This window comes from Cytobacillus sp. EB106-05-05-XG126 (assembly GCF_058791715.1).
Window position 1 is genome coordinate 1 of record NZ_JBYTDU010000010.1, and the last position, 19,661, is coordinate 19,661.

A 19,661-nucleotide genomic window follows, 5' to 3' on the forward strand; every position below is an offset into this window, starting at 1 on the left:
TGGAGCGGGTGAAGGGAATCGAACCCTCATCATCAGCTTGGAAGGCTGAGGTTTTACCACTAAACTACACCCGCATATAGAATTGTTATTTCCCGAATGGTCGGGAAGACAGGATTCGAACCTGCGACCCCTTGGTCCCAAACCAAGTGCTCTACCAAGCTGAGCTACTCCCCGTATAATGGCGCGCCCGAGAGGAGTCGAACCCCTAACCTTTTGATCCGTAGTCAAACGCTCTATCCAATTGAGCTACGGGCGCATCTATTAAAGCAACTCTTATATTATAACGATCTTAAATTCAAATGTCAATAACTTTTTTGGTGCGGCCGAGAGGACTTGAACCTCCACGGGGTTGCCCCCACTAGGCCCTCAACCTAGCGCGTCTGCCATTCCGCCACGACCGCTTAATAAAGCGACAAGTAACATCATACCAAAACGAGATGCTTAATTCAATGGTAATTAATGGTGCGGGTGAAGGGAGTCGAACCCCCACGCCTTGCGGCGCCAGATCCTAAGTCTGGTGCGTCTGCCAATTCCGCCACACCCGCATATAAAATTTAAGATGGTGAGCCATGAAGGACTCGAACCTTCGACCCTCTGATTAAAAGTCAGATGCTCTACCGACTGAGCTAATGGCTCATTAAAAATGGCTGGGCTAGCAGGATTCGAACCTGCGAGTGACGGAGTCAAAGTCCGGTGCCTTACCGCTTGGCTATAGCCCAATAACAAATGGCGGTCCCGACGGGAATCGAACCCGCGATCTCCTGCGTGACAGGCAGGCATGTTAACCGCTACACCACGGGACCATCCATAAAAACCGTCGGAAATAAAAAAAGTGACCCGTACGGGATTCGAACCCGTGTTACCGCCGTGAAAGGGCGGTGTCTTAACCGCTTGACCAACGGGCCATTGTTAGAATTTTCTGGCGGAGAAGGAGGGATTTGAACCCTCGCGCCGCTTACGCGACCTACACCCTTAGCAGGGGCGCCTCTTCAGCCACTTGAGTACTTCCCCAAATATGGCTCCGCAGGCAGGATTCGAACCTGCGACCGTTCGGTTAACAGCCGAATGCTCTACCACTGAGCTACTGCGGAATAATAATAAACTGATCAATAAAACAGTTAACATCTTATCGACTCTTCATATTATAAAGACGCGGACTATAAAAGTCAAGAATCTTTTTAGAAGAATTTATTAGCCGCTTGTCCTGTATTGACCTGCGACAATTATTAAATATAAAGCGTACTTAATCTAATGTCAATTCTTTTTTGAACACTAATTTTCCTTTGCATTTACCGCAGACATATTTCTTCGTATCAACTTTTCTTTTTCTCTGATAAATTTGGCAGCATTCTTTGCACACATAAACAAGAATCTTAACGGATTTTTTTGTTTTAGGGCGATCAGGCAAAGCTGAACAAAATCGGGGTGCTCCCACTTTCTTCATTAGCAGTCTGAAATCCTGATCACGATGTTTATATCCTTTTCCCTCTAAGTGCAAATGATAATGACAGAGCTCGTGCTTAATAATTCCCACTAATTCTTCAGGTCCAAGCTGCTCATAATACTTTTTGTTAATTTCAACATGATGTGAATTCAGCATATATCTTCCGCCAGTCGATTTTAGGCGTGAATTAAAATATGCCTGGTGGCAAAAGGGCTTGCCGAAGCTTTCTAATGATATCTTTTCAACAAGTTTCTGAAGCTCCTGGTCATTCATCTCAATGTTTTCCTCTCTTATCGTAAACATGACAACCTATTATAGCATACATTATATATACCTTTTACAGCTCTGAACTCCTTGCAGAAAGAGGGAGCCATTTTCAGATTCCAATCAACGGGAGGTAAATTGTATGCCTGTATGGTTTCAAAATCAAATCCAGCGTGCTTTTTATGAAAAAGACCGCTATCAGATCAAACTGCTGAATCAGTGCTGGTTTTTCTATAGAAAGAAGCATTGCTCATAAAGGCACTAATGCCCGCCGAACAATCCAGTCCCAATGCTGAAAATCCTTAGTCAAGCGAACTCATCATTAGTTATAAAAAGCATAAGCCAAATCACGCCAGAAATAGTGATTTCCGGTGTGATTTAGCTTATGACGACTCGAAAACTGTGAAATTATTAGCTTCTATTAATTAGAATGGCCCAGCATTGTTAAAGCGACTCTTCCCTTGTGTTTATCAACAGAGTCCACCCAGACTGTTACCACATCACCAACGGAAACGACGTCCAGCGGGTGTTTAACAAATTGGCGGCTGAGCTTGGATATATGAACAAGACCATCCTGTTTGACTCCAATATCGACAAAGGCTCCGAAATCTACAACATTCCGCACTGTCCCTTGCAATTCCATTCCTTCCTGCAGGTCTTCAAGCTTTAGAACTTCTTTTTTCAAAAGAGGCTTCGGCAGCTCATCACGCGGATCTCTTTCAGGTCTCATTAAAGCGTCAATGATATCCTTCAATGTCAGCTCACCGATTTCAAGCTCCCGGGCTGTCCGGCTGATATCTATGCCTTTGAGCGCCTCCCTTAGCGATGGTGAGCCAAGGTCATTTGATTTAAAGTCGAGATTAGCCAGCAATTTATTTACTTCTGCATATGTTTCCGGATGAATTCCCGTCCGGTCCAGAGGCTCTTTTCCATCGATAATCCGCAGGAAGCCTATTGCCTGTTCATAGGTTTTGGCACCAAGTCGGGGGATTTTTTTCAATTGCTTGCGGTCCGTGAACTTCCCTTCGTCTTCCCGTTTTTTAATTATATTTACGGCAACTGTTTTTGACAGGCCGGCTACATGCTGCAGCAATGAAGATGAAGCGGTGTTCACATTTACGCCTACCTGGTTTACTGCTGTCTCTACAACAAAGGAAAGGGATTCGGACAGCTTTTTCTGGGATACGTCATGCTGATATTGACCAACCCCAACTGACTTTGGATCAATCTTAACCAATTCTGCAAGAGGATCCTGGAGGCGTCGGGCGATTGATACAGCACTTCTTTCTTCCACCTGAAAATCAGGAAACTCTTCTCTGGCAAGATCCGAGGCAGAGTAGACGCTCGCCCCCGCTTCATTGACAATCAGGTAGAATATTTCCTCTTTCATGTCCTTTAATATATCTGCGATGAACTGTTCGGTTTCCCTTGAAGCAGTCCCATTTCCGATGGCAACCATTTTTACTTTATAGGTTTTTAGAATTTGAATTACTTTCTCCCGTGCCTGATTCGTTTTGGAAACAGGCGGGTGCGGATATATGACTCCGATATCAAGTACTTTTCCAGTTTCATCTACAACAGCCAGCTTGCAGCCTGTTCTGTAGGCAGGGTCTACCCCAAGTACGATCTTTCCTTTCAACGGGGGCTGAAGCAGCAGTTTTCTTAGATTTTCAGAAAAAATCATAATAGCCTGTTCTTCTGCTTTTTCAGTCAGTTCATTGCGTATTTCGCGTTCAATCGATGGCATGATCAGACGCTTGTAGCCATCATCAATGGCTTCCCTTACAATCGTGCCTGCAGGAGAACGTTCATCCTTTACCCACTTTTTATATAAGTACTTTAAAATAAATTCGGTATTTGGCTTAATGTTAATCTTTAATACTTCCTCTTTTTCACCGCGGTTCAATGCAAGTGTGCGGTGTGGAACAATCTTGCTCACCGGTTCCTCATACTCGTAATACATTTCATAAACGCCTTTTTCGTCATTCTCTTTATTTCTCACAGTGGACTCAATAGTCCCCTTTTTGGCTGTTTCCATACGGATCCATTTTCTGCTCTCCGCTTCATCTGATACCCACTCTGCGATAATATCTTTTGCACCAGCGATTGCTTCTTCCGTTGTGGTTACTTCCTTTTCATCAGATAAGAATTCTTTGGCTTTTGCAGCAGGGGTTTCATTTAGCGAAAAAGTGAGAAGCCACTCAGCAAAGGGCTCAAGCCCTTTTTCTTTTGCCGCAGTTGCTTTTGTCCGTCGCTTTTGCTTATATGGCCGGTATAAGTCTTCTACTTCCTGCAGCTTCACCGCTTTGGTAATTTTGGTTTTTAGCTCTTCGGTCAATTTGCCTTGTTCTTCAATTAAGCGGATTACCTCTTCTTTACGCTGATTAAGGTTCTGTATGTATTGCCAGCGCTCCATAATATCGCGGATTTGAACTTCATCCAGCGCGCCTGTCTGTTCTTTTCTGTATCGGGCGATAAACGGGACTGTGTTTCCTTCTTCCAGTAAGCTGATTGTGTTTTTTACTTGTTTGATGGCTATCGATAGTTCCCCAGCGATTAAATTTAGTGTTTGATCTTGTCTATCCAATGTTTTCTCCAAGTTCATTCCTCCATCATAGAGTCTCAATATTCATTTTATCAAAAGAATAAACAAAAAGCTTACCCTGTCTAGAGTAAGCTTCCAAGTATGAAAGTAGCATCATCTGAAGTAGATGGATACTGCTTCTTTATATCTTCCGAGATAAGTTCAATAGGGAGAAATGCTTTCAGCAAAGATTTAACCCCATGGATATTAAAGCCATCTGAGTATATCAAAAATTTAGACTCCGCTTCATACGTAAACCGCTGGGTATGAAACACCTGCGGCCTTCCTGACAGATATCCTGTTACAGGCAGGGGATAAGTGAGTTTTCCTGCAGATGAATAAAGGAAAAACCGGATATTCCCTACACAGCTGTATACAAATTCCCTGGAAGCAAAGTGTACTTTAAACAGCGCGACTGCTGCTCCTCTTTTTTGCAAAAGAATTTCGTTGCAGAGCTTCATAAGCGTATCTACATCTTTCTCATGATGCTGCTCTACAACGGAAACAACAGCAGAAGAAGCCTCATACGCATATTCCCCGCTTCCAAGGCCATCTGCCAGCACACATACAAAGTATTCATCCGTTGCGGTAAAATAATAGCCATCACCGCAGAATGATTTGCCTTCTTTAGCTGTCTGGTGTGCAATCACTTCGATGTTATCTCTAACCAATTTGGTCATGAAAGGCACTCCGAGTTATTTGTTTCAGAGTGGATTGCTTCCTGAAGCTTTTTGATCGCACGGCGCTGAAGTCTTGATACATGCATCTGGGAAATCCCCAGTTTATCTCCAGCTTCCTTTTGGCTCAAATTCTCAAGATATGTGTATTGAATAATTAATTTCTCTCTCTCTGACAGAACATGCAGGACTTTTTCAAGCACCAGCATTTGGTTTACTTTTTCAAAGCCCTCGTCCACATTTCCAACGATATCCAAAAGGGTGACCGTTCCGCCATCAGAATCAGCTTCGATTGAATGGTCAACAGAAAGAGCCTGATAACTTTTCCCCATTTCCATCGCTTCCAGCACTTCTTCTTCAGAAACCCCAAGCATATCGGCTATTTCGTCTACTCTTGGCGACCTATGAAGCTCTGTTGTAAGCTCTTCAACGGCAGCTTTAATTTTCGGACCCAATTCCTTTATGCGACGCGGAACATGAACACTCCAAGTTTTATCCCTTAAGAAGCGCTTAATTTCCCCGATAATAGTAGGAACAGCAAAGGCCTCAAATGTTTTGCCGAAAGACTCATCATAGCGGCGGATTGCACCCAATAAGCCGATAATGCCTACCTGGACAATATCCTCATGATAGGATCTCCCTTTTGAGTACTTGCGGGCAATGGCTTCTACTAAATTCTGATATTGAAGAACCAGGGTATTTTGAGCATCTTCATCCTGGTGAAGCTGGTAGGCTTTGATTAAAGCATTTGTTTCTTCTTTGGATTTTTGGTTAGGTTGAGATTGTTTTTGCATCCCTCTCCACCTGCTCTCCTTCTAGGTATTTGGTCATAAAGACCGTAACACCCTCTTTGTGATGAATTCTTACTTCATCCATCAATGTTTCAATCAGGTATAGACCCAAGCCTCCTTCACGCAAAAATTCCACAGAATCAGTCTGGTCATATGGCCCAATGCCTTGTCTCGCAGATTGGAAATCAAAGCTTTTTCCGCTGTCTGCGACCATTACCTCAAGACGGTCAGTATATAAACCGAACCCGATGACTACTTCCCCTTGCTCATTCTGTTTGTATGCGTGTTGAACTGCATTGGTGCAAGCTTCACTTGTAGCGATCTTAAGATCTTCAATTTCTTCATATGCAAATCCCATTCTGCTGGCAATCCCTGATAATGTCAGGCGGATTACCCCAACAAACTCCGGCTTGGCCGGAATTTTCACCTCTATATAATCAAATGGCTCGTTCATTGTACTCCACCTTCAATCCCGCTGTTAATATCGATAATATCCGCCAGGCCTGTAATTTCGAAAAGTCTCTTTAAACGGTCCGACAAGCCAACAATCTGGAATTTTCCGTTATTGGCACGGACATTTTTAAACACACCAACAAATACGCCTAAGCCGGTACTATCCATATAAGAGACTTCTGATAGGTTGACCACCATTTCTACGCCTTCCTTTTCTGTTAAAGGAAAAAGCTCTTCGCGGAGTTTAGGTGCTGTATACGCATCAATTTCTCCACTTATCATTGCTTCAATCAGCATATCATTTTCTTTTACATCTATAGTAATATTCATAACTGACCCACCTCTTTACATGTCAACTGCTTTTTACTAGTTACCCGCTTTTAAAACCCATTAAACATTTCTTTTTAAAATAATTAAGGTAAAATCATCCCGCAATTGAAAATGCTGAAGTTTTTCAAGTTCTTTATATACGCTATTAACTATTTCCTGTGCATTTAAATGAATGTATTTCTTGATTAATTCCAGCAATGATTCCTTTTCTATAAACCCTTCTTCTGTACGGCATTCAGTAACCCCGTCTGACATTAATATAATCATATCTCCGGGATTTACTCCTTTTTCGTACTGGCGGTATTTAGTTTTTTTATCAATACCAAGAAGCAGGCCCTTCGCAGTCAGCTCAGTAAATTGCCCATTTCCGGCATTATAGAACAGGCCCGGTTCATGTCCTGCAGAACCATAAGAGAACATGTGGCTGTTTGTATCATATATTCCATAAAACATGGTAATGAACATGGTTAAATCTACGTTCTGTTCCACTACCCGATTAAGATTTTCAAGGACCGTTTTAGGGTCATTGCGGTTTTCAGGCACACTGTCCATGGCATATTTAATCATGGACATACAAAGGGCTGCAGGAAGACCTTTACCGATTACATCAGCAATGGCGATGCTGATTGTGCTGTTCTCATCCTGAACAAAATGGAAATAATCACCGTTCATATGTTTGGCAGGAACACTTATTGCGCCGATATCCAGTCCTTCAACAGAAGGAACCTGCGTTCCCAGCAAGGTTTGCTGAACGTTCGCAGCTATTTCCATCTCTGTCCTGAGTTCCTGCTGAATATGTTTTAAGCTCTGATGTTCTCTATAGGCAAAACCATAGCCTATCATGACTTCCAGAAGGATATCAAAAGAATGGTGAACATATTCAGGCAAGTCCGGATAAAGTTCACCCATCAGACTTTTATGAACACTGATAATCTCTTCAGGTGAGATTTTGTGCTCGATCGACTTCCTGCTGAACTTCTGGCCCTGATACAAAGCCTGTTCAGATTGTTCCTTAATATAATTCTCAAGAATATCCCGATACTTTGATTCCATCATTTCTCGGAAATCCATAACGCTTCCCCCTAACGAAGCCACTTAGTTGCTTTTATATCTGTACCGGTCCCGGGATTGGAGTCAATTAAGAACTCATCCATTAACCGCTTCACACCTGGCAGGCCGGCTCCTAATCCTCCTGATGTCGAGTATCCATCTTCCATTACTTGGCGTAAATCACTGATTCCAGGGCCGCTGTCTACCGCAACTATACGCAATCCCGCTTTTCCGCCGTCATATATTTTCTCAATACAGATTTGCCCTTGTCCGGCGTATAAATAAATATTCCGGGCAAGCTCACTAATGGCTGTAGTGATTCTAGCCTGGTCAACTGTACCAAAACCAAGCTCTTTAGCAACATTCCGCCCAAGCTGGCGGGCTGCAACGATGTCCCATTCGTTTATGATTTTAACGCAGGATTGGTTTTCCATACAGTTACTCCCCCAATTCCTGTTGTAATTTCTCCAAACCTTTTTCTAAATCTAATGCAGTAAGGACATCATCTAACCCAATACCTAACTCAATAAGCGTAATTGCTACGGCAGGCTGTATCCCGGTTATGACTACTTTTGCACCCATCAGTTTGGACATATTTATTACGTCGCCTAGAACTTTAGCGATGAATGAATCAATAAAGTCAATGGATGTTAAATCGATCACGACTCCATTTGCGCTCGTCTCATGGATTTTATGGAGCAGATCCTCCTGAAACTGAAGAGCAGTCTGATCATCTAATTCCCACTGGATGGAGACTAATAGGCAATCGTTCAGCTTTAAAATTGGGATTCTCACTCTCATTCCTCTCCCTCCACCTTCACAATTTTGCGGCTGGTTAACTCAAGAGCCGCTTCTACACCCTTTTTCAAGGTGTTTTTTGTGGTGAACTGATTTAAATCAATTCCCAGGTTTACAATCGTCTGAGCAATCTCAGGGCGTATGCCAACAAGCATGCATTTTGCACCAACAAGTCTTACAGCATCTGCTGCCTGTATAATATGATGGGCTACCATTGTATCAACAACCGGCACTCCTGTTATATCTATAAGGACCACTTCTGAACGGTGTTTAACCACTCCATTTAAGAGGTTCTCCATGATCTGCTTTGCACGCTCGGTATCAATTGTACCTACAAGCGGCATGACCGTAATTCCTTCGAAAACAGGGATCAGCGGCGCAGATAGTTCCTGAAGGGCAATTTTTTGCAGGGACACAGTTCTTTCCCAAGTGGCCGAATACATATTTACCACTTCATTAACCATGGGAGTCATCCAGCCATCGAACTCGTAAATGACTTTCATTTGGTTTTCCTGGTTGACAATTCCGGCTTCCTGCATGCCCTCGAACACAATTTTTCCGAATGTTTGAAGCCCTTTTGTCACGAAACTGAGCGGCCAGCCCAATCGAACAATTTTCTCAGAGAAATCACTCAATTTTGAAGTGAATTCCTCATTTGAACTTTTTATATTTGAAATAATCAGGTCAATGAATTCCCGGCTTGTCCCGATAAATACCTGATCGGAAACTACCTTTGTAACCCTTTCATCCGCGTTTTCTTTTGTAGCCTCCAGCCAATGATTGAAAATAGAATCTTTATTATTTTGTATATAATTCAATATTGTCGAATTCATTTGTTCCTCCCTATTTTATCATGTATCTATTATTAGCCTTCCAATTCCCCTTTATTGTAAAGAAGCAAAAAAATCTTCCTGTTTCGTATATACCAATTAAATGATAACAATGAATTCGAGTCAAATGATACCTATAGGGTCTGAAATTAATAATTCCCATCTTTAGGTTAATTCGACAATTTCTTAAGAAAACCCTTTTTCCAGTGCGCTGATTTCCCATTGAACAGGAGGTTACTGCCAGCTGGAAACGGGTATATCTACAAAACCGGACAATTTTATATATTAAATGACTCTCTTTTTTACCCTATCGAAAAGAAACTAAACCTTTTTTGGCTGCAAAAAAATAAAAAACGCCCTTCAAAAGAGCGTTTGCTAAAATTCGATGAGGCCTAAGCTGATTTGCACGGCTTCATCCACTTTTTCCATCATTTCGTCATCGAGATGGGTTATTTTATCGGTTAAGCGTTGTTTATCAATTGTACGAATCTGTTCTAATAAGATGACCGAATCCCTTTCAAAACCATAACGCTTCGCATCAATTTCAACGTGAGTAGGCAGCTTTGCTTTTTGAATCTGAGCTGTGATTGCTGCAACAATTACTGTGGGACTAAACCGATTCCCGATGTCGTTTTGGATGACAAGCACTGGACGGACGCCGCCTTGTTCTGAACCAACAACTGGGGATAGGTCTGCAAAATAAACGTCACCACGTTTGACAATCAAAGGATTATCCTCCGCTAACTAGACGTTCAACTGTGTGTTCTGCCTCGTATTCCGCTTGAAATGCTTCAGATGCAATCGTCAAATTTATTTTCGCCATCTCCATGTAACCACGTCTCATGGACTCGCGAATTTGTCTCTTTTTGCGTTCACGCAAATACATTTTGGTTGCTTGATAAATGAATTCGCTCCGGTTAACGTTTTCCTGTTTAGCAAATCCGTCTAACTCGGTTAAAAGATGCTGCGGTAATTTCACCATTATCTCTGTTGTTGTGCTGGACTCAGACACAAACATACACCTCCACCATCACTACACACCATTTTTATATCTACCATTTTCAATATTACCATTAATAAAGCCCAATGCAAAGGGGATTCTTTAATTCTTTTGTATTATCGGCCAAAAAAATAGTATTTTATGCATGATTTTAGAAAAGCGGAAGCGCCTTGCCCACCCCCGACAAGCACAAGACGAGCCTCCCGGAAAGGCGCTCTTTGCCTTTTTGGGAGGCTAGCCCGAAATGTGGAGGCGACTGCTTAGGGACGACAGGCATAAGACGGTTCCTGTAAGAAGGCGTTTTTCCTTCTGAAAGGAAACGGCTTATGACCCCAGTCCCTAGGAGCCGAAACAAGACAAGCTTGTGACCTCGAGGGGGTAGGCGCTGGAGCTAGACAGTTAACTAACTTCAAAATTTATCATTGTTATCTTTTTAGAAAAGCGGAAGCGCTTCTTAACAACAATTAATTTTTTCCGATTATAACAGATAATTAATTCCCCCGATAATTTTACCATCTCTTTTATATATGCGCGGAACCCGGGAAGATACCATGCAGGTAACTTCATAGTTGATGGTTTCAAGCTTTTCCGCGATTTCGTCCACCGAAATTTTTTCTTTCCCCTGCTCGCCGATCAGGGTTACCTTTGTTCCTACGGGCATTTGATGAGGTATCTTAATCATGCATTGATCCATGCATATCCTTCCAACAATTGGTACTCTCGATCCATCAGCAAGTACCTCCTGTCCCTGAAGCTTTCGGATCCAGCCATCCGCATAGCCAATCGGCAATGTCGCAATCCATTCATCTTCTTGCGCTTCATAAGTCGCCCCATAACTGACTTTCTCGCCTTTATGAAGTTTTTTCACATGAACAATAGTGGTGTGAAGAGAAAAAGCCTCTTTCAGCTCGAATGGAAGTACATGCTTAATTTCCATGGATGGAGTCAGTCCGTACATGCTGATCCCCATTCTGACAGCATTTAAATGCGCTTTTGGAAACCTGAGGCCTGCCGCACTGTTGCTGGTATGGACATACTTCGGCAATACCTGCAGCCAGCCGATCATTTCTTCAAACCTGTTCAGTTGCGTTTCGAAGTAGGCATTGTCTAATGAATCCGCTGTGGCAAAATGCGTAAATACCCCTTCAAGCAGAAAACGCTTGTCCTTTTTGATAACGCTCTCAATTCCCGCAAGCTCATCCCGGCTCCGAATCCCCAGGCGTCCCATCCCGGTATCAAGCTTTAAATGAATATTTAGTGTTCCATCTTCTACATATTCAGCTGCTTTTACCAGCCATTCCTGCTGAAAAACAGTGAGGGAGATATTATTTGATGCTGCCTCGCCTGCGTGCTCCGGACGGCTCGCTCCCATTACTAAAATTGGCGCTTCAATTTTTTTCATTCTCAATGCGATTGCCTCATCCAGGGTCGCAACCGCCAGGGAGGATGCGCCGGCTTCAAGTGCTGCCTTTGCTACAGCTGCATCTCCATGCCCATACCCATTTGCCTTTACAACCGCAATGATTTTTGCCCCTTCTTTTACATGTTTTTTCATAGACTCTACATTATATGAAATATGGTCCAGATTTATTTCTGCCCAAGTGTCCCGATACATTTTTGTCTGTTCATTCATCGATGTATTCACGTCCTTTAGCCATTGCTTTATACATGTCGATTATCAAACTCGGCAGATGGTTTGTCAAATGGATATTTTTTAGTTTGGGTATACTTACTTCGGTATCGGGTCCGAGAGCCTGGGCTTTCTTCGGACTCAGATTGCGGAAAACCATGGTACTGGGTCCGAATCTGGATCTACTTCGGACTTGAATTGGCGGAAATTCCGGGAGTTGAGTCCGAACATAGACCTTCTTCGGACTTGAATTTCGGAAATTCCGGGAGTTGAGTCCGAACATAGACCTTCTTCGGACTCAGATTGCGGAAATCCCAGGCGTTGAGTCCGAACATAAACCTTCTTCGGACTCAAATTGCAAAAATCCAAGAGGTTGAGTCCGAACCTTGGCCTACTTCGGACTCAGAATTCGTAAACCTGTGGAGCTGAGTCCGAACCCTGATGTACTTCGGACTCAACTTGCGAAAATCCCTCTCCTAGTGTCCGGACCCGAATCCTGCTTCAAACTCACGATGCTTTAAACCCGAGATTGTGAGCCCGAACTTCCAAACACAAAAAACAGGCCCCATATGAGACCTGCTTTAGTCAATAATTTATTTCACCATTTCTCCTTGAACAGAACGGGCAATATCGGACATTTCTTCAGGTGATAAATCGTTGGAGGCGATCATATAATCCACGCCTTGGTAGGTCCAGGAGATAGTGTTGTCAGAAAGTGCACCAATGGTGAAGCCAAGGTCCACCGGCTCGCCTTTAACAGATGTAACAACGGATGATGTCGGCATGACAGCAGCCTTTTCCTGTACAAGCGTGAATGACTTTTCTCCATCATATGTTAATACAACGCGCTTGCCGTCTTCTGTTTTCATGTCCTGTTCATCAACCAGCTTTACATCCGCCATGTCCATCTGCGGATATTTAACTGTGAATTCCTGATCCTCCACCTCGGCCATGACCGGCACTTCGAGCTGGGCGCCTGTCATGTTCTTCTGCATGTCAAAGTCTTTCTTATCGAAACTTGCATTGAACTTTACATTTGAAAATTCTACTGTTACAAGTGCATTTTTATCAGGGTCCATAACTTTCACACTGACTGGGGATAAATCGGATTTCTTCAGCTTGATTTCCTGTACAGGAAGCATCTGATTATTTTGATAGCGTGTTTTTGTTTCAAACACATAATGCTCTTTTGTAGCGGAGAACTTAGCTTCTTTATCCTCCATAATGTCCTTGACTAATGATTCATATAAATAAGCCTGGCTGCTGTTCTGCGGCCAATCACTCTGGAAACGGAAGCTTTTGTTCAGTGCAGGAGTGAGGACAAATACACCGTCATTGTTTCGCAGAATCATCTGGCTTTGTTCCTTTTGGGCGTTTTTCAGGTTTACCCGGTAAAAATCCGGATCTTTATGCCACACTTCTATTTCATATGTCTGCGGGTCTGTTCCCATCTGCAGAGTCATTTTTGCCTCTGCCTTGTATCCCTTAACGTCTTCGAGCTTTTTATCAAGATCCTTCACAACATCCTCCTGTGTTTTAGAACCACAGGCAGACAATGCAAGAACAACCAAAAGCCCGGCAAGCAGCATGAACCACTTTTTCTTCATTCCTTCAGCCCCTTTGTCTCATTTCAGTGAGATTGGCCGAACTTCCGGCCTGTCTCTCCTATCGCATTATGAATATATGAGACAACCTTAAGGAATATGCTAGGAGGAATGACAAGCTTTTGAAATTCTTCCCGCAGTAAAAAGTCATTTTTTTTCTATAACCACCTGAGCCACAGCATACTCCCTGCTATGGGAAATCGACAAGTGAACCCCATCTTTAAATGGTTTCGAAATAAACGGCTTACCCTTTTCATCCTTTTCAATTTCAATATCCTGAAAGGAAAGTTCTTCCCCAATTCCGGTTCCCAATGCTTTTGAAAAAGCTTCTTTGGCCGCAAATCTTCCTGCAAGAAACTCTGCGCGCCTTTTTTCCGGCAATTGCTGATAGCCATTCAGCTCTTTTGGGGTCAGAATCCGATCAGGAAACCGCTCCTGCCTGGCAATAATTTTTCCTATCCGCTCCAGGTCTGCAATATCAATCCCAATACCGGAAATCATCTCTCATCTTCCTTCTATTTATATTATTCGCTGCATAAAGAATACAGTAGAAGCAGGATTATGTACACATGATCCGCCAAATAAGTGTTATGGCATGCTGAAAACCCGCTTTTCAGGCTATGATGTAGATAACTATTAAAGCACGGAGGAGAGCCATGTTTACGAGAACGGAAAGCTTTAAGGAATTTATCCGCTATTACCCTGTTGTTACTGCTATCATTTGTATCCATATTATCATCTATCTATTAACCGTCATTCCCCTTTTCCCAAATTCACTTATTTTTGAAAAGCTGGCTGGTGTCAATTTATATATTGTGGAGGGTGAATACTGGCGGCTGCTGAGCCCAATCATCCTGCACAGCGGCTTCTCCCATGTTTTATTTAACAGCTTTTCACTCGTTCTATTCGGTCCTGTCCTGGAAAGGCTCCTCGGGAAAACCAGATTCATTCTGCTTTATATCACTGCGGGGGCAGCCGCCAATATTGCTACCCTCATCCTTGAGCCATTAACGTATATTCACGCTGGAGCCAGCGGTGCGATCTTTGGTCTGTTCGGCTACTTTGCAGCAATTCTGGTCTTTCGAAAAGAACTTTTATCCAGGGAAAACTCACAAATCATCCTGACCATCACGATCATCGGGGTCATTATGACCTTCCTGCAGCCAAACATCAATGTGACGGCACATATATTCGGCCTGTTTGCAGGCTTCCTGATTGGCGCAGCCTCTCTGGCCAAAGGCCGCTCATCATCTTCATCCGGCAGCATAAGGTCAGGCGGACTTCCCGGCATCAGGACTTCTTTAAAAGGAGTACCTGCATCAAGGCTTGCGGTTTGGGGAGTTATCGTTATTTTAGCCATAGTGGGGTTTTTAGCCAGATAATGGCCCACAGCTGAACAGTTAAACAAAAAAAGCGCTCACGGGCGCTTTTCTTTTTGCTTCAGTCCGGTATAAGAATACCATTTATAAATTGCATATACTTCTTTCCTGTCGAGATCACGAACGGTTCCGCCTGTCCCGCCTGCCCCGGACATGGCCGCAGCTTCTATGGTAGCCAAACTGCGTTTTTTCTGAAAATAGCTTTCTTTCATAGATATGGACTGGATTCGATTTCTTCTCATAAAAACAGTTGTCCTCACTATACCGCGATATCTGAGGGCAAGCTGCTGTGAGCTGATATCCCAGCCTGCATCCCTGTATTTGAGATGCGACCATCCCAGCGCAAGAATCAGCAGCACCAAAGAAAAGTATCCCCACGGCCTGAAAAAGAGGAGCGGCACAGCCACAAAAGGCAGGATCCACAGAAACCCTCTCCACAAATAGCGATTGAGCGCTCTTTTCGGAGCTTTAAAGAAACCCGGCTGCAGTTCATACTGTGGCAAGTGCGGCTTTAACAAACCGGCAATCCTTGTTTTTTTCACGATCGGCAGGATCATTAAGCGGGCGCTTTCATTGTCTTCAATGGAACCTCCCGCACTTTCGATATAGACAGTCGCCAGTCCAAATGGCTGCCTAAGCAGGTTTTCCCTTATCTGAATAGCTTGTATGCGGTTTAGCGGAATCGTCATCTGCCGCTTTTCGAGCAAGCCTCTGGTAACCATCAATTCCTTCTCACTTTTTATTAATGTAAAACCGGCATATTTCAGCATGCTCCCAATAAGAGCAATCAGCCATGCCATTAGAAAAACGATGAATATCAGAATACTTACAAAGATCATTCCATTGGCAATAAATCCTTCGAGCCCGGTAAACACCTTTTCATAGGGAATGATTTCTTCAAATTGAAATACAAAAGCAAAGACAGCTGAAATAACGACGCCTGCCCCGCCTGAAGTTGATGCCAGCAGGAACAATTCGCCAGGCGTAATTTTATAAATCACTTCCCGGTTCTGCTCAGTTGTTTCCGGTTCTGAAGGATTATTTTTGGCAGCTGAAAATGCCTGCTGAATGAAATCTGCATCTTCTTTGGAAATAGCCGTCAATACCGCTTCTGCCTCACCCGCACCGCTTGAGCCCGCTGTCTCCACCTTCATTTTCACAAGTCCAAAGGGTCTTTGAAGCAAGCCTTCCGATAAGTCGAGACTTTGGATTCTTTCAAGCGGAATATATCTTTTCTTCCTTACAAGAACACCATACTCGATTCGAAGCTCGCCTTCCTCCAGTCTATAGGTATATCTCCACCAGGTAAGAATCCCGATTATAAAAACCGCGATTATGACCCCTATAGACAGGACAAGCTGAACAATTTCCCCATTTCCTCCTCTGCTTCCAAAGACGACAAAAATAAGAAAAGGCACCAGCATTTCCTTAAGGTGTTTCAGGAAATTGACTGCCGCGGATATTGGGTGCAGCCGTTTCGGATTAGACATCATTTTCTGCAGCCCTTGCCAGCTGAGATATGAAAAAGCGCAGTTCCTCGGCTTCATCCACATCCAATGCCGGTATTTCATGAACGGTAGCAGCTGTCGAGATAGTGACAGTAGCCAGGCGATATTTACGCAATATCGGCCCTTGCCTCGTATCCACATGCTGCACCCGAATCATGGGAACAAGCGTCCTTTTTATCACAAACAGTCCATTTTTAAGCTCTATTTCATTTTCCCGGACCTCATACCTCCATCTTTTCCACCTTAAAGCTGGGAAAGTCATAATAACCAGGTAGGCATAGGAGGAAAAAAACATTAAAGAAGCTCCAATAACCCAAATTGGCCAATTAAACAGGATGGCAGCAGCAATAGCGCCCCCTGACAACACAAAAGGAAAAACAGAATGGAGCGTGCCGGAGATTCTCCAGGCAAGCAGTCCCCTTGCCGGAATCCTTTTATGCGGCTCTGTAATCATGCAGTACCCCCCGCAATTCCATTAAATTGATAGCTTTAAATCCGCTCTTTCACTTCTATAAGTATACATGACAGAAAAAAGAAGTGTCTCCCTTTTATGAAAAAAATGGGGGGTACTAGTTATATTTCAAAGCTGGATGAATCAATAAAAGTCAGATTAGGGTTCATTTTCAAATCTTCAGCAAGCTTAAACAGGGCGCTGTCCTTCATTTTCGCTTCAATCATGCAATGAATTTCAGGCACTGAACCTTTAATGTTCTGCAGAAACTCCATAAACATATCCGCATCAATATAATCCGCATGTGCTCTGAAGTCTTTGTCTGATTTGGGGCTGGAAATATGCATTTTCACAGGCAGTTCAGAATGGTCCCATGTTGCTGCTGCCCTTTCCCATTGCTCGATCCAGTCATCATTCTTGAAATTGGCAAGGTGGTGATGGTAATCAAAAACCAGCGGAATCCCAAGCTTTTCACAAAGGTAGAGCGTATCATCAAGTGTAAAAGTGGTATCGTCATTCTCGAGAATAATCATCTGCTGGATTCCTGAAGGAGTAAAGCCCCAATTATGGATAAATTGTTCGAGAGCTTTTTCTTTATCATCATATCCTCCGCCAACATGCAGAACACATCGGTGAGCCGGATTCAGACGCATGCCTTTCAGCAGGGCTTCATGCATAGCCAGCGTTTTGATGGACATATTCAATGTGTCAACTTTCGGTGTATTAAGAAGCACAAAATGGTCAGGGTGAAAATCCACACGCATGGGATGTTCCTCCAGAAAGTCGCCGATGTCCGACAGAATTTCTTTAAGTGGACGCATATACTTCCAATCAGAAAGTTCCTCATGATTAGCAAGGGGAATCAGCCGTGAGCTGAAGCGGAAAAAATGGATATCATGGGCTGCATTGTGCTTTAGCAGCCTCAGGCAATTCTCCAAATTGGAAACGGCAATTCGCTCCAGTCTTGCAATAGCCGCCTCACGGTTTTTAAGACTTGAGAATTGTTTGAACGTCATCGTTTGTGATGGCGATGCGTTTTTCAGATTCATACTCATCGCAACATATCCGAGGCGTACAATCGTCATGTCGATTCCTCCTTACAGCTTTTCCCTTAGTATGTACGGCAGCTGCTGAGAAATTGCATGTGTGGATGGCTCCGACTGCAGAACCAAATAAAAAAGAGAGCAGAATATCTGCTCTCCGAATTTCTTATCTATAGCTGTTGCTGTTTGAACGGTTGTTATTTTGGCTTGGGCGTTTTCCAGTGTGGCCTTGGCGGGATTTGTATGATCCTTTTTGGCCGCCCTGTCTGCCTCTTCCATTGTATCCTCCGCGGCTGCGGTCATTTGGCTTTCTGTCGCGCTTAGATGGCAGCGGCTTTTCCTCTGTTAATTTAACAGGCGTAGTATCCGGTTCCTTTGTCAGCATCTTCAGCACAGCTTGAACAACTGTTGAAGCGTCCTTTTGTGCCAGAAGCTCATCTGCCGCTTCTTTATAGCTTTCAAGATTGTTTTCCTCGATGGTTTGCATGATCTTTTCCATTACAGCTTTTTGCTGGCCTTCAAGCGCCTCATCCAGTGTTGGAGCATCCATGCGTTCCATTTTTTTCTTAGTTGTACGTTCCACCACATGCAGGTACGATTTCTCGCGCGGATTGATGAATGTCATTGCAACACCCGTTTTTCCAGCACGTCCGGTCCGGCCGATGCGGTGAACATAGCTTTCAGGATCCTGAGGGATGTCAAAATTGTAGACATGTGTTACGCCGGAAATATCTAATCCGCGCGCTGCCACATCTGTTGCCACAAGGACGTCGATGCTCCCCTCTTTGAACTTCCTTAGAACAGAAATCCGTTTAGCCTGGCTTAGGTCACCATGGATTCCTTCAGCCATGTATCCGCGAAGATTCAAGGCTTCAGCCAATTCATCAACACGGCGCTTGGTGCGTCCGAAAACGATCGCCAATTCCGGTGATTGAATATCAAGAAGTCTTGTCAGCACATCAAATTTATTTTTTTCATGCACTTCAACATAGAATTGTTCAATAGATGAAACAGTCATTTCCTTAGCTTTTACGCGGACAATCTGAGGGTCCTTCATAAAGCGTTCTGCCATTCTGCGGATTGGCGCAGGCATTGTAGCAGAGAAGAGCAGTGTTTGGCGCTCTTCAGGAATTTGTGCAAGAATCGCTTCAATATCGTCAATGAATCCCATGTTAAGCATTTCATCCGCTTCGTCAAGGATGGCCGTATGGACATGGTCCAGACGCAAAGTTTTGCGGTTGATGTGGTCCAGAATACGTCCCGGCGTTCCAACGATGATATGCGGTTTGTTCTTTAAAGCACGGATTTGGCGGTTAATATCCTGGCCGCCATAAATGGAAAGGACTTTCGTTCTTTTTCCGTAGCCGATTTTATACAGTTCTTCCGATACTTGAATCGCCAGCTCACGTGTTGGGGCAATAACAATTCCCTGAATAAAATCTTTCGTGTTGTCGATTTTATCAATCATCGGGATTCCGAATGCAGCCGTTTTTCCTGTTCCTGTCTGCGCCTGCCCGATGAGGTCTTTATTCTCCAAACTTAACGGAATGGTCTGTGTCTGAATAGGAGTCGCTTCTTCAAATCCCATTCGTTTCAGTGATTTCATTGTCTCCGGGCTGATGCCCAAGTCTTGAAACTTTGTCAATGTATTCATTCTCCTTCTAATCATAGAAAAATTTTGTCCCTGCAAACCTGCAGGCAGGAGTTCTCCTGAAAAATTGGCCTATGAGTCACTCTTCCGGACGATTATAAGAAATGTTATGACACCCTGTAAGGAGCCTTTTTACCGGCGTACCCGGCATCTAGATGCTGTAACTTCTCATTT

General features: G+C 43.6%; 21 protein-coding genes and 11 tRNA genes. 2 read left to right on the forward strand and 30 right to left on the reverse strand.

Going from position 1 to position 19,661, the window contains the following annotated elements; genetic code table 11:
* The 12 genes from AC3WTL_RS19915 to AC3WTL_RS19970 form a co-directional block, all read right to left on the reverse strand.
* Positions 1-74: transfer RNA gene (locus AC3WTL_RS19915), tRNA-Gly, on the reverse strand.
* Between the two features lie 23 nt (positions 75-97).
* A tRNA-Pro gene (locus AC3WTL_RS19920) sits at positions 98-174 on the reverse strand.
* A gap of 5 nt (positions 175-179) precedes the next feature.
* A tRNA-Arg gene (locus AC3WTL_RS19925) sits at positions 180-256 on the reverse strand.
* Between the two features lie 59 nt (positions 257-315).
* A tRNA-Leu gene (locus tag AC3WTL_RS19930) sits at positions 316-401 on the reverse strand.
* A 59-nt stretch (positions 402-460) separates the two neighbouring features.
* Positions 461-545, reverse strand: a tRNA-Leu gene (locus AC3WTL_RS19935).
* A 15-nt stretch (positions 546-560) separates the two neighbouring features.
* Positions 561-636 (reverse strand) — tRNA-Lys (locus tag AC3WTL_RS19940).
* A gap of 8 nt (positions 637-644) precedes the next feature.
* Positions 645-719: transfer RNA gene (locus tag AC3WTL_RS19945), tRNA-Gln, on the reverse strand.
* Positions 720-727: 8 nt separating this feature from the next.
* Positions 728-803, reverse strand: a tRNA-Asp gene (locus tag AC3WTL_RS19950).
* Between the two features lie 30 nt (positions 804-833).
* A tRNA-Glu gene (locus tag AC3WTL_RS19955) sits at positions 834-905 on the reverse strand.
* Positions 906-920: 15 nt separating this feature from the next.
* A tRNA-Ser gene (locus AC3WTL_RS19960) sits at positions 921-1,011 on the reverse strand.
* A 5-nt stretch (positions 1,012-1,016) separates the two neighbouring features.
* Positions 1,017-1,091 (reverse strand) — tRNA-Asn (locus tag AC3WTL_RS19965).
* Positions 1,092-1,243: 152 nt separating this feature from the next.
* Entirely contained in the window at positions 1,244-1,717 is a 474-nt protein-coding gene (locus AC3WTL_RS19970; protein WP_248346551.1) for a SprT family protein, read from the reverse strand.
* 133 nt (positions 1,718-1,850) lie between these two features.
* Between AC3WTL_RS19970 and cmpA the strand changes: the two genes are divergently transcribed.
* On the forward strand, positions 1,851-1,964 hold the full coding sequence (gene cmpA, locus AC3WTL_RS19975; protein ID WP_009336300.1) for a cortex morphogenetic protein CmpA: 114 nt from the start codon (positions 1,851-1,853) through the stop codon (positions 1,962-1,964).
* A 165-nt stretch (positions 1,965-2,129) separates the two neighbouring features.
* Here the strand turns inward: cmpA and AC3WTL_RS19980 are convergent, their stop codons facing one another.
* The 14 genes from AC3WTL_RS19980 to acpS all read right to left on the reverse strand — a co-directional run bounded on the left by AC3WTL_RS19980 (position 2,130) and on the right by acpS (position 13,956).
* Positions 2,130-4,307, reverse strand: coding sequence for a Tex family protein (locus AC3WTL_RS19980; protein WP_241746643.1), 2,178 nt, complete (start codon positions 4,305-4,307; stop codon positions 2,130-2,132).
* A 68-nt stretch (positions 4,308-4,375) separates the two neighbouring features.
* Positions 4,376-4,972, reverse strand: a complete 597-nt coding sequence (locus AC3WTL_RS19985; protein WP_048008775.1) for a PP2C family serine/threonine-protein phosphatase — start codon at positions 4,970-4,972, stop codon at positions 4,376-4,378.
* Entirely contained in the window at positions 4,969-5,763 is a 795-nt protein-coding gene (sigB, locus tag AC3WTL_RS19990) for an RNA polymerase sigma factor SigB (RefSeq protein ID WP_222501768.1), read from the reverse strand. Before sigB ends, AC3WTL_RS19985 begins: the two co-directional genes overlap by 4 nt.
* Positions 5,741-6,214: an anti-sigma B factor RsbW gene (rsbW, locus tag AC3WTL_RS19995; protein WP_009336304.1), complete on the reverse strand. Its 474-nt coding sequence runs from the start codon at positions 6,212-6,214 to the stop codon at positions 5,741-5,743. The genes sigB and rsbW overlap by 23 nt, the downstream gene beginning before the upstream one ends.
* Positions 6,211-6,543: an anti-sigma factor antagonist gene (locus AC3WTL_RS20000; protein WP_035331808.1), complete on the reverse strand. Its 333-nt coding sequence runs from the start codon at positions 6,541-6,543 to the stop codon at positions 6,211-6,213. The genes rsbW and AC3WTL_RS20000 overlap by 4 nt, the downstream gene beginning before the upstream one ends.
* Before the next feature lie 60 nt (positions 6,544-6,603).
* A complete protein-coding gene (locus AC3WTL_RS20005) occupies positions 6,604-7,614 on the reverse strand; it encodes a PP2C family protein-serine/threonine phosphatase (protein ID WP_048008773.1) in 1,011 nt (336 codons plus the stop codon).
* Between the two features lie 11 nt (positions 7,615-7,625).
* Positions 7,626-8,027: an anti-sigma regulatory factor gene (locus AC3WTL_RS20010; RefSeq protein ID WP_048008772.1), complete on the reverse strand. Its 402-nt coding sequence runs from the start codon at positions 8,025-8,027 to the stop codon at positions 7,626-7,628.
* A 4-nt stretch (positions 8,028-8,031) separates the two neighbouring features.
* Positions 8,032-8,394 carry an STAS domain-containing protein gene (locus AC3WTL_RS20015; RefSeq protein ID WP_009336309.1) on the reverse strand — a complete coding sequence of 121 codons (363 nt, stop codon included), beginning with the start codon at positions 8,392-8,394 and terminating at the stop codon, positions 8,032-8,034.
* Entirely contained in the window at positions 8,391-9,224 is an 834-nt protein-coding gene (locus AC3WTL_RS20020) for an RsbT co-antagonist protein RsbRA (RefSeq protein ID WP_163144748.1), read from the reverse strand. Before AC3WTL_RS20020 ends, AC3WTL_RS20015 begins: the two co-directional genes overlap by 4 nt.
* 372 nt (positions 9,225-9,596) lie before the next feature.
* Positions 9,597-9,947, reverse strand: a complete 351-nt coding sequence (gene ndoA, locus AC3WTL_RS20025; protein ID WP_009336311.1) for a type II toxin-antitoxin system endoribonuclease NdoA — start codon at positions 9,945-9,947, stop codon at positions 9,597-9,599.
* Positions 9,948-9,951: 4 nt separating this feature from the next.
* A complete protein-coding gene (locus AC3WTL_RS20030) occupies positions 9,952-10,233 on the reverse strand; it encodes a CopG family ribbon-helix-helix protein (protein ID WP_035331931.1) in 282 nt (93 codons plus the stop codon).
* A gap of 466 nt (positions 10,234-10,699) precedes the next feature.
* On the reverse strand, positions 10,700-11,854 hold the full coding sequence (gene alr, locus AC3WTL_RS20035) for an alanine racemase (protein ID WP_252220618.1): 1,155 nt from the start codon (positions 11,852-11,854) through the stop codon (positions 10,700-10,702).
* A 590-nt stretch (positions 11,855-12,444) separates the two neighbouring features.
* Positions 12,445-13,458, reverse strand: coding sequence for a LolA family protein (locus AC3WTL_RS20040; protein WP_197212719.1), 1,014 nt, complete (start codon positions 13,456-13,458; stop codon positions 12,445-12,447).
* Between the two features lie 144 nt (positions 13,459-13,602).
* Positions 13,603-13,956, reverse strand: coding sequence for a holo-ACP synthase (acpS, locus tag AC3WTL_RS20045; RefSeq protein ID WP_222501764.1), 354 nt, complete (start codon positions 13,954-13,956; stop codon positions 13,603-13,605).
* A 155-nt stretch (positions 13,957-14,111) separates the two neighbouring features.
* Between acpS and AC3WTL_RS20050 the strand changes: the two genes are divergently transcribed.
* Positions 14,112-14,837, forward strand: a complete 726-nt coding sequence (locus tag AC3WTL_RS20050) for a rhomboid family protein (RefSeq protein ID WP_248346518.1) — start codon at positions 14,112-14,114, stop codon at positions 14,835-14,837.
* A 35-nt stretch (positions 14,838-14,872) separates the two neighbouring features.
* Here the strand turns inward: AC3WTL_RS20050 and AC3WTL_RS20055 are convergent, their stop codons facing one another.
* From AC3WTL_RS20055 to cshA, 4 genes are all read right to left on the reverse strand, one after another.
* On the reverse strand, positions 14,873-16,327 hold the full coding sequence (locus AC3WTL_RS20055) for a PH domain-containing protein (RefSeq protein WP_315900460.1): 1,455 nt from the start codon (positions 16,325-16,327) through the stop codon (positions 14,873-14,875).
* Positions 16,317-16,796: a PH domain-containing protein gene (locus AC3WTL_RS20060; RefSeq protein WP_248346519.1), complete on the reverse strand. Its 480-nt coding sequence runs from the start codon at positions 16,794-16,796 to the stop codon at positions 16,317-16,319. The genes AC3WTL_RS20055 and AC3WTL_RS20060 overlap by 11 nt, the downstream gene beginning before the upstream one ends.
* A 119-nt stretch (positions 16,797-16,915) precedes the next feature.
* Positions 16,916-17,878, reverse strand: coding sequence for a UV DNA damage repair endonuclease UvsE (uvsE, locus tag AC3WTL_RS20065; RefSeq protein ID WP_248346520.1), 963 nt, complete (start codon positions 17,876-17,878; stop codon positions 16,916-16,918).
* 124 nt (positions 17,879-18,002) lie between these two features.
* The gene (cshA, locus tag AC3WTL_RS20070; RefSeq protein ID WP_252220616.1) at positions 18,003-19,481 is read right to left on the reverse strand and encodes a degradosome RNA helicase CshA; all 1,479 of its coding nucleotides are present in this window, start codon (positions 19,479-19,481) and stop codon (positions 18,003-18,005) included.
* Between the last annotated feature and the right edge of the window lie 180 nt (positions 19,482-19,661).